Annotated in this window: 13 protein-coding genes; 7 read left to right on the top strand and 6 right to left on the bottom strand. The window is 61.1% G+C overall.

Going from position 1 to position 11,538, the window contains the following annotated elements; all coding sequences use genetic code 11:
* Nucleotides 1-58: 58 nt before the first annotated feature.
* The 5 genes from SNL23_RS25635 to SNL23_RS25615 form a co-directional block, all read right to left on the bottom strand.
* The gene (locus tag SNL23_RS25635) at nt 59-439 is read right to left on the bottom strand and encodes a Rho termination factor N-terminal domain-containing protein (RefSeq protein ID WP_076015087.1); all 381 of its coding nucleotides are present in this window, start codon (nt 437-439) and stop codon (nt 59-61) included.
* A 55-nt stretch (nt 440-494) separates the two neighbouring features.
* The gene (locus SNL23_RS25630; protein WP_017475797.1) at nt 495-761 is read right to left on the bottom strand and encodes a hypothetical protein; all 267 of its coding nucleotides are present in this window, start codon (nt 759-761) and stop codon (nt 495-497) included.
* A gap of 48 nt (nt 762-809) precedes the next feature.
* A complete protein-coding gene (locus SNL23_RS25625) occupies nt 810-1,157 on the bottom strand; it encodes a hypothetical protein (protein WP_010165919.1) in 348 nt (115 codons plus the stop codon).
* Nucleotides 1,158-1,242: 85 nt separating this feature from the next.
* On the bottom strand, nt 1,243-2,436 hold the full coding sequence (locus SNL23_RS25620) for an MFS transporter (protein WP_318304005.1): 1,194 nt from the start codon (nt 2,434-2,436) through the stop codon (nt 1,243-1,245).
* A gap of 85 nt (nt 2,437-2,521) precedes the next feature.
* Complete coding sequence (locus SNL23_RS25615) at nt 2,522-3,181, bottom strand: HD domain-containing protein (protein WP_076015089.1); 660 nt, start codon at nt 3,179-3,181, stop codon at nt 2,522-2,524.
* Nucleotides 3,182-3,293: 112 nt separating this feature from the next.
* Between SNL23_RS25615 and SNL23_RS25610 the strand changes: the two genes are divergently transcribed.
* From SNL23_RS25610 to SNL23_RS25585, 6 genes are all read left to right on the top strand, one after another.
* Nucleotides 3,294-3,773 carry a GNAT family N-acetyltransferase gene (locus SNL23_RS25610; protein ID WP_318304004.1) on the top strand — a complete coding sequence of 160 codons (480 nt, stop codon included), beginning with the start codon at nt 3,294-3,296 and terminating at the stop codon, nt 3,771-3,773.
* Between the two features lie 149 nt (nt 3,774-3,922).
* A complete protein-coding gene (locus tag SNL23_RS25605) occupies nt 3,923-4,744 on the top strand; it encodes an SDR family oxidoreductase (protein ID WP_167663681.1) in 822 nt (273 codons plus the stop codon).
* A 31-nt stretch (nt 4,745-4,775) separates the two neighbouring features.
* Nucleotides 4,776-5,756, top strand: coding sequence for a substrate-binding domain-containing protein (locus SNL23_RS25600; RefSeq protein WP_026077771.1), 981 nt, complete (start codon nt 4,776-4,778; stop codon nt 5,754-5,756).
* Nucleotides 5,753-7,261 carry an L-arabinose ABC transporter ATP-binding protein AraG gene (araG, locus tag SNL23_RS25595; RefSeq protein ID WP_167663680.1) on the top strand — a complete coding sequence of 503 codons (1,509 nt, stop codon included), beginning with the start codon at nt 5,753-5,755 and terminating at the stop codon, nt 7,259-7,261. Before SNL23_RS25600 ends, araG begins: the two co-directional genes overlap by 4 nt.
* An 18-nt stretch (nt 7,262-7,279) precedes the next feature.
* On the top strand, nt 7,280-8,245 hold the full coding sequence (gene araH, locus SNL23_RS25590) for an L-arabinose ABC transporter permease AraH (RefSeq protein WP_076015092.1): 966 nt from the start codon (nt 7,280-7,282) through the stop codon (nt 8,243-8,245).
* A 243-nt stretch (nt 8,246-8,488) separates the two neighbouring features.
* Nucleotides 8,489-9,292 (top strand): IclR family transcriptional regulator, encoded by an 804-nt coding sequence (locus SNL23_RS25585; RefSeq protein ID WP_258347197.1) that lies wholly within the window; start codon nt 8,489-8,491, stop codon nt 9,290-9,292.
* 109 nt (nt 9,293-9,401) lie between these two features.
* On the opposite strand, the gene SNL23_RS25580 is transcribed toward SNL23_RS25585, so the two are convergent.
* Nucleotides 9,402-10,454 carry an NAD(P)-dependent alcohol dehydrogenase gene (locus SNL23_RS25580; RefSeq protein ID WP_076015094.1) on the bottom strand — a complete coding sequence of 351 codons (1,053 nt, stop codon included), beginning with the start codon at nt 10,452-10,454 and terminating at the stop codon, nt 9,402-9,404.
* A gap of 181 nt (nt 10,455-10,635) precedes the next feature.
* On the opposite strand from SNL23_RS25580, the gene SNL23_RS25575 reads away from it, so the two are divergent.
* On the top strand, nt 10,636-11,526 hold the full coding sequence (locus SNL23_RS25575) for an AraC family transcriptional regulator (protein WP_318304002.1): 891 nt from the start codon (nt 10,636-10,638) through the stop codon (nt 11,524-11,526).
* Nucleotides 11,527-11,538: the final 12 nt, after the last annotated feature.

Genomic DNA, 11,538 nt, shown 5'->3' with positions numbered 1-11,538 from the left:
AATCTGGCACTGATACACCGGCTTCGCGAGCAAGCCCGCTCCCACATTTTGATCCGCGTTAACCGGCCTTTTTCAGCGCCTCAATCAACTCATCCTTGCGCATGGTCGAACGCCCGGGAATGTCCTTGGCGCGCGCTTCCTTCAGCAAGCTTTCCTTGGTCTGCGTGCCCAGCGACATCCTGCTGTTTCGCGGATGCCCTTCACGACTGGCCGCAGCCCGTTTGGCCGACTCATGCCGGTCCTGAGACTTTTTCGCCGGCGCCTTGCGCTGGCCTGAACCACCAGCGTTTTCGCCGCCACCCGACTGCTTGTTGACGGTGGCCCAAGCCCGGGCCTCGGCCTCTTCTTTCGACAAGCCCTTGTGCTCATAACTCTCTTCGATATGAGCGGCCTTGCGCTTCTGTTCGGTGGTGTATTTGGCTTTGCTTCCACGAGGCATTTCGATACTCCTTCTGGCCTGGCCCTTCGCGAAGGGCCAGGCCAGACAAAGTGCGTTACTGGCCCGCTTCGCTTTCCAGCTTGCGAGCCGCTTCCACGCCGGATGCGGTGAGCTTGATCGGCAGGTTCAGCGCGTGTTCCCCGGCATCGTTGCAGGTCACATGGCCTTCCTTGATCCACCCGCGGTCCTGCAAGGTGGCCAAGGCGCTGGCCACCACTTTTTCACCTCGGTAGTTGTCCAGCACTTCCTTGCCCAGCCCGCTGGGATGAGCGTGGAGCAGACGGGTGAGGACTTCTTTTTCAAGGTTGTGATCGACGTTCATGCATACCTCTTCACTGGGAAATGGTTGGGTGTTCGTCTTTCTCGCGGGTTAAGGCGCTGGCTGTTTTGGTGCACCAGGGATGTTTGAGTCATCGCCTTTATTGATCGAAGGCGAAGTGGCGCCTGGGCCCATTTTGCCGTTAGGTACTGCACCGCTGTTGCGATTGGTGTCGTCACCCTGGGTGCGTGGGTCTTTGCTGTTGTCGATGATGGCGCCGCCATTGGTGTCCATGCCGGTGCCCATCGAGTCCTTCGACTCTTGGGTAGCGGGGTTGGGCGGGCTGCCGACAGGGTCGGTCGGGCCGGTGCTGGAACCTGTGGTGGCGGCAAAGCTGCTCAGCGAAACGGCAGACAGCAAACCGGTGAGGGCGAGGGCGGCAAATTTGGAAGTCGTCATGATGGTGTCTCCATATGATTAATGTCCTTACCTGATATTGGTCCGCCCCCGTTTGCGATTCGTGCCTCGATACCGACGAACGGTCTTACGTCGCTTGTAAGATTTTGTGTGACGCGATTCGGCGCCAGATCAACCGCGCCACTGTGATCAGCCAATTGAGCAAAGCCACGGCCAGCACGCTCATCAACAGGGTCGGCATGCCGTATTCGACGATGACCTTGCCCGCCAGCAGCGGGAAACCGAATACCCCGATAAAGTACGCCAGGCTGAACAACAGCAGCGCTTGTGAAGTGGTGCCGGCGGGCGCCTCGTTCGCAGCCAACCCATTGATCACCGAATACGTCAGGCCATAACCGACGCCCAAGGTGACAGCCGCCAGCAGGTAGCTGTAGTTGCCGCTGACCCTGAACCCGAACAGGAAAATCGACACCAGCATCAACCCCGACAACACACACGCCGCCCAATACGGATCACGCTTGACCACGATGCCGGCGATCAGCAGGCGGCTGGTAATCGCCGCACTCATGAAGCCCAGGAAGAACAGCGAATAGTCCAGCCCGTGCAGCGCCGCGTAGCTGGTCTGGAAACTCGACAGCCCACCAAACACGCAACCGCCGAGGCCGACCATGATGATCGCGAACACCGCTTTTGATGACAGCACCTGGCGCGTCGCCGACCAGGAAATCTTCGACGCCGGCGCAGAGTGCTGACTGAGGGCGCGACCCAGCCGCCAGAAAATCACCACGCCCGTAAGGCTCGCCAGCGCCGCGATATAAAACGCCGCCGTCAGCGAAAAATCCAGCGCACTTGCCGCCCGCCCCAACAGCGGCCCGGAGCCGATCCCGGTCATCATGCTGCCCGACAGCAGGGCGAAATATTTGGCCCGCTGCGCCGGTTCCACCAGCATCGCGACGATGATCGGCCCCAGCGTATAGAACACGCCCCAGCCCAACCCCAACGACAAGCCGAAGACCATTAGTCCCTCGCCAAATCCCGGCGTCAGCGCAAAGCCCAGGCACGCCACCACCAGCAATACGCCGAGCAGGGCGATGGACTTGGCGGCTCCCAGCAGGTCCGCCAGATGCCCGGAAACCAGCACCGCCACAAAGGTGCTGAGCATTGCCATGGAGATCACGCTGCCGGCGTCGTGTTCGTTGCCGCCACGCGAATGGATCAGCAGCGACAGCAAGAATGTCGAGCCATAGGACAGGGAAAGCAGGTAGCTGGCGAGGCAGAAAAGGGCGAACAGTTTTCCGCCAACCGCAGGTGAGGAGTGCATTGAAAGGCCTTGCGTCTGTTGGATTTATGCCCAACTTTTACCATGCACGGCGCGTGGGATTGTTCTGTGGTTCGCGGTTCTTGCGTTAGCCCACAGCGGAGTATGGCGTGCCGATTTCTTCGATGAACAGGTCCATGAAACCCTTCAACCGCTCATGGCGCGCCAGGGCCATGCGTTGCCCCGTCGGCGTCTGAAATCCGCCCGCCAGATGCAGCAGCTTGGTCTGGAAATGGTCGAGGCAGAAGCGCTTGTCGTCGTACTCGCGGTGCTTTGCCGTTGGGTCCGCCGGGTCATACAGCCCGCTGCCCATACGCCCGGCGATGTAAAACGTGCGGGCCACGCCGATCATGCCCAGGGAATCCAAACGGTCGGCATCCTGCATAATCTTCGCTTCAAGCGTCACTGGAGTAAGGCCCGCCGAAAAGCTGTGGGTCTCGATGGCATGCGTCACCGCAGCAATCGTTGCGGGCGGCCAGCCCAGCCCCTGCAAAATCTCCCCGGCTTTGTCCGCCGCCAGCTTCGACGCCTTGGACCGCAACGGTGAATTCTTCTCCACTGCCACGCAGTCATGCAGCAACACGGCTGCCAGCAGCACCTCAAGCTCGCCACCTTCCTCAGCCTGGATCGAGCGCACGTTGTGCCACACCCGCTGCAAATGGGACAGGTCGTGGGCACCGTCTTCCGAAGGCTCAAGGGCGTGAGGCAATAAAGTCGCGGCGAGGTCGGTCAGTGGCGTGAAGGGCATGGGGATTCTCAAAGGTCGACGGCCTGCAGGTTAGCCGCGAATCAAATTGCACTGCAATCGGTCATTAAAGCGCCTTAGTATGTGTGCTTTATTTCCCTGACAAGGCCAGTCCATGACCATCGAGATTCGCTCCGCCGTGCCCAGCGATGCTGCGCAAATTCTGGCCTTCATCACCGAGCTTGCCGACTACGAAAAAGCCCGCCACGAAGTGATCGCCAGCGTGGTGGACATCGAGCGCAGCCTGTTCAGCGAAGGCGCCACCGCCCACGGCCTGATCTGCCTGCGGGACGGTTTGCCGATCGGCTTTGCGGTGTTCTTTTTCAGCTACTCCACCTGGCTCGGCAGCAACTGCCTGTACCTCGAAGACCTGTACATCAACCCCGAGCAACGCGGCGGCGGGGCGGGCAAGAAGTTGCTGCGCCACCTCGCGAAAATCGCCTGCGACAATGGCTGTGGGCGTTTCGAGTGGAGCGTGCTGGACTGGAATGAGCCGGCCATTGCGTTCTACAAATCCATCGGCGCCCAGCCACAGGAAGAGTGGGTGCGCTACCGCATGGAGGGCGATGCCTTGAGGGATTTCGCCCAGGGTTGAAGGCCTATAAAGAGCCGGCTATCACAGCCGGTTTTTTTATACATTTGTTCACTATATGGGATGATAATTTATATATTGAGATGTTTTGGTTTCTGGGTTTATAGTCTTGCGCATCAGCACTCACTACCAAAAACAAAACAGGTGAAGCGATGCAGGCACAACCGTTGTCGTTACCTCCGGTGCCCGAGCCGACTTACGGCGAGCGACTGAAGAACAAAGTCGTGGTCATTACCGGTGCCGCCCAAGGCATTGGCGAGGCAATCGTCGCTTGCTTCCAGGCTCAGCAGGCGCGCCTGGTAATCGGTGATATCCAGGGCGAGAAGGTCGAGAAGGTCGCCGCTCACTGGCGCGAACGCGGCGCCGAGATTTACGCACAACCCGTCGACATCACTTCCAAGGACCAATGGCGCTCCCTGGTGGACGTGGCCATCGAACGCTTTGGCCGAGTCGATGTGCTGGTCAACTGCGCCGGCGTCAACGTGTTCCGCGACCCGCTGGAAATGAGCGACGAAGACTGGCGCCGTTGTTTCGCCATCGACCTCGACGGCGCCTGGTACGGCTGCCGCACCGTGTTGCCGCACATGATCGAGCAGGGCATCGGCAACATCATCAACATCGCCTCCACCCATTCCAGCCACATCATTCCCGGTTGCTTCCCGTACCCGGTGGCCAAGCACGGCCTGCTGGGGCTGACCCGCGCACTGGGCATCGAATACGCGCCCAAGGGCATCCGCGTAAATGCCATCGCGCCGGGCTATATCGAAACCCAACTCAACGTCGATTACTGGAACGGCTTTGCCGACCCGCACGCCGAGCGCCAGCGTGCCTTCGACCTGCACCCGCCCAAGCGCATCGGCCAGCCGATTGAAGTGGCGATGACGGCACTGTTTCTTGCGACCGATGAGGCGCCCTTTATCAATGCCACCTGCCTGATGATCGATGGCGGGCGGTCGGTGATGTACCACGATTAACAGGTTTCCAAATAACAAGAAGAGGTGGTTCATGCTCAAGAAGACACTAGGCACCCTTGCACTCACGATGGCACTCAGCGGCCTGGCCTCTGCCGAAGAAGTCAAGATCGGCTTCCTGGTCAAGCAGGCGGAAGAGCCTTGGTTCCAGACCGAATGGGCCTTCGCTGAAAAAGCCGGCAAGGACCATGGTTTCACCGTGATCAAGATCGCCGTGCCCGACGGCGAGAAAACTCTTTCCGCCATCGACACCCTCGCTGCCAACGGCGCCAAGGGCTTCGTCATCTGCCCGCCGGACGTGTCCCTCGGCCCGGCGATCATGGCGAAGGCCAAGCTGAATAACCTGAAAGTGCTGGCGGTGGACGACCGCTTCGTCGACGCCAAGGGCAAGCCCATGGAAGACGTGCCTTACGTCGGCCTGGACGCCTACAAGATCGGCCAGAAACAAGGCGAAGCCATGGCCACCGAAGCCAAGCATCGCAACTGGGACTGGAAGGACACCTACGCCGTCATCAATACGTTTGACGAGCTCGAGACCGGCAAGAAACGCACCGACGGTTCGGTAGAAGGCCTCAAGGCTGCCGGCCTGCCGGTTGACCATATCCTGTTCACCGCGCAGAAAACCCTCGACGTGCCGGGCGCCATGGACTCCACCAACTCGGCCCTGGTGAAACTGCCCAGCGGCGCGAAAAACCTGCTGATTGGCGGCATGAACGACAGCACCGTACTGGGCGGCGTACGCGCCACCGAAAGCGCCGGCTTCAAGGCGCTGAATGTCATCGGCGTGGGCATCAACGGCACCGACGCCATCGAAGAGCTGAAAAAATCCGACACCGGTTTCTACGGTTCGATGCTGCTCAGCCCCGATGCGTCCGGCTATAAAACCGCTACCGCGATGTTCGAGTGGGTGACCAAAGGCACCGAGCCGGCCAAGTTCACCGCACTGGATAACGTGACCCTGATCACCCGCGCCAACTTCAAGGAAGAGTTGAGCAAGATCGGTCTGTGGAAATGAACAGCGCTGCAGCAGAAAGCCTGCGCTTCAACGGCATCGGCAAAGAGTTTCCCGGGGTGAAAGCCTTGGCGCAGATCAGCTTTGAAGCGCGGCCCCATTCGGTGCATGCGCTGATGGGCGAGAACGGCGCGGGCAAGTCGACCTTGCTGAAAATCCTCGGCGGTTTTTATCCGCCCAACAGCGGCAGTTTGCAGTTGGGCGAACGCAGTGTGAGTTTCAAATCGGCGGCAGACAGCATCGCCAGCGGCATCGCGGTGATTCACCAGGAGCTGCAACTGGTGCCGGAAATGACCGTCGCCGAGAACCTGCTGCTGGGGCATATGCCGTCGCGCTTTGGCGTGGTCAATCGCGGCGCGATGGTGCGCAAGGCGCGGGAATTGCTCAAAGGTCTGGCGGATGAAATCGATCCGAACATGCGTCTGGGCAGCCTGTCCCTCGGGCAGCGGCAACTGGTGGAAATCGCCAAGGCCATGTCACGCAATGCCCATGTGATTGCGTTCGATGAGCCCACCAGCAGCCTCTCGGCCCGCGAGATCGAGCGGCTGATGGTGATCATCGCCCGGCTGCGGGATGAAGGCCGGGTGATCCTCTACGTGTCGCACCGCATGGAAGAAGTGTTCCGGATTTGCGATGCGGTGACGGTGTTCAAGGACGGGCGCTTCGTGCGCACCTTCGAGGACATGGCGCAGTTGAACGTCGACCAGTTGGTCAACTGCATGGTCGGGCGCGATATCCAGGACATCTACAATTACCGACCGCGCGAGCACTCCGGTGAAGCGTTGCGAGTCGAAGGTCTGCTCGGGCCAGGCTTGCAGGAACCGGTGAGTCTGCAGGTGAACAAGGGCGAGATTCTTGGGCTGTTTGGCCTGGTCGGGGCAGGGCGCACCGAGCTGTTGCGCCTGCTGGCCGGGCTGTCGCGCAGTACCCAGGGTGCCTTGGTGTTGCATGGCCAGGCGCAGACGTTCAAGACGCCACGGGATGCGATTGCGGCGGGTGTATTGCTCTGCCCCGAGGACCGCAAGAAGGAAGGCATCGTGCCCCGCGCCAGTGTCGCGGAGAACATCAATATCAGTGCGCGCCGTGACCATGCGCGCTTCGGTTGGCTGATCCAGGGCGGTTGGGAACGCGCCAACGCCCAGCGGCAGATCAGCGCGCTGAACGTGCGCACGCCGTCTGCCGACCAACCGATTTTGTTCCTGTCGGGCGGCAATCAACAGAAGGCGATTCTCGGTCGCTGGCTGTCGATGCCGATGAAAGTCTTGCTGCTGGACGAGCCGACGCGCGGCATCGATATCGGTGCCAAGTCGGAGATCTACCAGATCATCCATAACCTGGCGGCCAGTGGCATTGCGGTGATTGTGGTGTCCAGCGACCTGATGGAAGTGATGGGCATCTCCGACCGCATCCTGGTGATGAGCGAAGGCGCCCTGACCGGCGAATTGACCCGCGATCAAGCGGACGAAGCACGGCTGCTGCAACTGGCTCTTCCGCGTACGCGGGACTGAAGAATACGAGGGGTAGGTATGTCACAGGTAAAAACCGCAAGAAGCTTCTGGCCGGGGTTCAACCAGCGCAAGTTTCTCGATGATTGGGTCATGTTGCTGGCGGCCTTGAGCATCTTTGTGCTCAGCGCCATTTTCATCGACAACTTCCTCTCGCCGCTGAACATGCGCGGCCTGGGGCTGGCGATTTCCACCGTGGGCATTGCAGCCTGCACCATGCTGTTCTGCCTGGCGTCGGGGCACTTCGACTTGTCGGTGGGCTCGGTGATCGCCTGTTCGGGCGTGGTGGCGGGGATCGTGATTCGCGACACCGACAGCGTGTTCTTCGGCGTGTCGGCCGCGTTGGCCATGGGGCTGGTGGTGGGGCTGATCAACGGCATCGTGATCGCCAAGCTGCGGATCAACGCGTTGATTGCCACGCTGGCGACGATGCAGATCGTGCGTGGGCTGGCGTATATCTTTTCCAACGGCAAGGCGGTTGGCGTGATGGACGAAAACTTCTTCGTCTTTGGTAACGGCCAGCTGTTTGGCGTGCCGGTGCCGATCATCATCACCGTGCTGTGCTTTGTGTTTTTTGGCTGGCTGCTGAACTACACCACCTACGGGCGCAACACCATGGCCATCGGTGGCAACCAGGAAGCGGCGTTGCTGGCCGGGGTAAATGTCGACCGTACCAAGATCATCATCTTTGCCGTGCACGGGGTGATCGGTGCGTTGGCCGGGGTGATCCTGGCGTCGCGGATGACCTCGGGGCAACCGATGATTGGCCAGGGGTTTGAGCTGACGGTGATCTCGGCGTGCGTGCTGGGCGGGGTGTCGTTGAGCGGCGGGATCGGGATGATCCGGCATGTAATTGCCGGGGTGTTGATTTTGGCGATCATCGAGAACGCGATGAACCTGAAGAACATCGACACCTTCTACCAATACGTGATTCGCGGCTCGATCCTGTTGCTGGCGGTCATTATCGACAGGATGAAGCAACGATAAAAAGGGCGCCACAAGACCAATGTGGGAGCGGGCTTGTTGTGGCGAGGGGGCTTGTCCCCCGTTGGGCTGCGAAGCGGCCCCAAAGCCAGGCAACTCTGATCTGTCTGGAAAAATCGGGTAACTCTCTTGGGGCCGCTGCGCAGCCCAACGGGGGACAAGCCCCCTCGCCACAGAGCTCCCTCGCCACAACAGTCGTGACCGCCCATAATGCTCGCCGTTTTCGTACTTCCCAATAGGCCCGATATGCAGGAAAACGCCCACACTCCCGTCAAAGACGCCGCCCCCACCGGCACTCAAACCCTGCTCCGTGGCCTGGGCGTGGTGCAGGCGGTGGCGGCTGGCGCGCGGGATCTCAAGGAGATTGCCAAGCGCATCGGCACCACCCGCAGCACCACTCACCGCCTGGCCAGTTGCCTGGTGGAAGAGCGCTACCTGCGCGTGGTGCCGCAAGTCGGCTACCTGCTGGGGCCCAAGTTGATCGAGTTGGGTTTTCAGGCGCGCGAGGAATTACCGCTGGTGAGCCTGGCGGTTCCTTACCTGGACGAGTTGTCGGCGCTGACCGGCGACACCATCCACCTGGCGATCCGCGAATACGACGACGTGCTGTACCTGCACAAGAACCCTGGCCGCAATGGCCCGGAAATGCGCTCGCGCGTAGGCCATCGCATGCCGCTGGCGCGTACCGGGATCGGCAAGGCGTTGTTGCTGGATGACACGGTGGAAGAGTGGCAGCGCCTGTATCAGGTCAGCTTGCCAACAGGCGGGAAAAACTTGCAGTGGCCGCAGCACCCCGAGCAATCCTGGGCGCAGTTTGAACAGCGCATGCAGGAATACGTGGCGGGCGGTTATGCGTTTGATCTGGAAGACAACGAACCGTCGATCCGTTGTGTCGCGGCACCGGTGCGCGATGCCAGCCGGCGAATCGTCGCCGGCATCAGCATCGCCAGTACCGTGCCCTACATGCCGCTGGAGAAAATGGCCGAGCTGATCCCTGTGATCAAACAGGTCGCAGCGCGGCTGTCAGCGGAGTTGGGCGCGAAGGCCTGATCTTCCCGTAGCAGCTGTCGAGCCCCAGCGAGGCTGCGTCTGCGGTGTATCAGGTACACCGCGAACGCAGCCTCGCCAAGGCTCGACAGCTGCTACGGGGGGCAATCTGTCAGGCCTTCAGGGTCGCCATGTCGATCACGAAGCGGTACTTCACATCCCCGGCAATCATGCGGGTGTAGGCTTCGTTGATGTGGCGGATGTCGAGCATTTCGATGTCGCAGGTGATGCCGTGCTCGGCACAGAAATCCAGGACTTCCTGGGTTTCGGCAATCCCACCGATCAACGAACCGGCGAGCACCTTGCGGCCCATCACCAGCTTGGCGGCATTGACGGGCGGGTCGACCGGCTCGATCAAACCTACCAGGATGTGCACGCCGTCAAAGCGCAGCACATCGAGGTAGGGGTTCAAGTCGTGCTGCACCGGAATGGTGTCCAGCAGGAAGTCGAAATGCCCGGCAGCGGCTTTCATCTGCGCTTCGTCGGTGGACACGATCACGTGATCGGCGCCCTGGCGACGGCCTTCTTCAGCCTTGCTCGCGGAGCGGGTGAACAACGTCACTTCGGCGCCCATGGCCTTGGCGAACTTGATGCCCATATGGCCCAAACCGCCCATGCCCAGAACCCCAACCTTGTCGCCAGCCTTCACGCCATAGTGCTTGAGCGGCGAGTAGGTGGTGATACCGGCGCAGAGGATCGGCGCGGCGCTGGCCAGGTCGAGCTTGGCCGGGATCTTCACCACGAAGTGCTCGCTGACCACGATGCTGTCGGAGTAGCCGCCCATGGTGTTGCTGCCATCGACCCGGTCCGGGGTGGCGTAGGTCATGGTCGGGCCTTCGAGGCAGTATTGCTCGAGGTCGGCGTGGCAGGCGTCGCAGTGACGGCAGGAGTCGACCATGCAGCCAACACCCACCAGGTCGCCGACTTTGTGCGCGGTGACGCTGGCGCCGACGGCGGTGACTTTACCGACGATCTCGTGGCCCGGCATCAGCGGGTACACGGCAATGCCCCATTCGTTGCGGGCCTGGTGGATGTCGGAGTGGCAAACGCCGCAGTAGAGGATTTCGATCGCCACGTCATCGGCGCGCGGGCTACGGCGTTCGAAGGACATGGGGGCGAGGGGAGTGGTGGCCGATTGAGCGGCGTAACCGATGGCGGTGTACATGGAGAAACCTCGCAGGTGCAGTAACAGGTGAGGTGGCGCATTCTCCTCGCCGTGCCTTGGGGCGGCCATGGCGATTGCTCCGAGTCTCATGCCTATTCGTCCGGGAGTGCCCCTGGATTGGATCACTGTGGCGCCAGACCTGCGATGATGGTGTCATCCCCTTTTTCGCGAAGTTTTTGCCATGTTGTTGACCCGCCATGTCGACGCCAATGCCGCGTTGGTTTCCCTGATCGAACCGCTGACACCCCGTGATGGTTTCTCGCCCACGAACTTGCCCGGCGTGCAGGTATTACGCGCCAGTTGTGATGTGGCGCGGGGCCCACAGATTTATGAGCCGAGCCTGATGATCGTCGCCCAGGGCAGCAAGGTCGCGTATTTGGGCCCGCGAACCCTGGAGTATGGCGCCGGGCATTACCTGATCCAGGCGATGCCGGTGCCGTTCGAATGCGAGACCTTTGCCATGCCGAATGCGCCGCTGTTGGGTGTGACGGTGGGCATTGACCGGGTGGTGCTGGGTGAGTTGGTGATGGCGATGGGCATCCAGTCCGGGCCACCGCCAGCGGCGCAGACGTTGGAGTCGATGAGCTCGGTTGTGCTGGATGACGCCATGCGCGGCTGTGTCGAACGGCTGTTGCAGTGCCTGCACGATCCGCTGGAGAGCCGGATCATGGGCCCGGCGCGGGTGCGGGAATTATTGTTCACCGCGTTGCGCGGGCCACAGGCGGATGTGTTGCGGGCGCTGGTGGAGCAGCAAGGGCAGTTTTCCCGGGTGGCGACCTCGTTGAACCACCTGCATGCCCATTACGCCGAGCCGCTGAACATCGAGACCTTGGCGGGTTATGCGCACATGAGTGCGTCGACGTTCCACGAACACTTCAAGCGTTGCACGCTGTTGTCGCCGGTGCAGTACCTCAAGCGTCTGCGGCTGCTCAAGGCCCAGCAGTTGCTGTTGGTTGAGGGGATGGGCGTGGCGCAGGCGGCCCACAGTGTGGGGTATCAGAGTACGTCGCAGTTCAGCCGGGAGTACAAGCGCTACTTCGAGCGCAGCCCCGGGGATGAGCGAGCGGCATAACTCTCCCAGGCA

The organism is Pseudomonas sp. SED1 (assembly GCF_034044025.1).
In the GTDB taxonomy this organism is placed as follows: Bacteria; Pseudomonadota; Gammaproteobacteria; order Pseudomonadales; family Pseudomonadaceae; genus Aquipseudomonas.
This window is presented reverse-complemented; position numbering and strand designations above follow the sequence as displayed.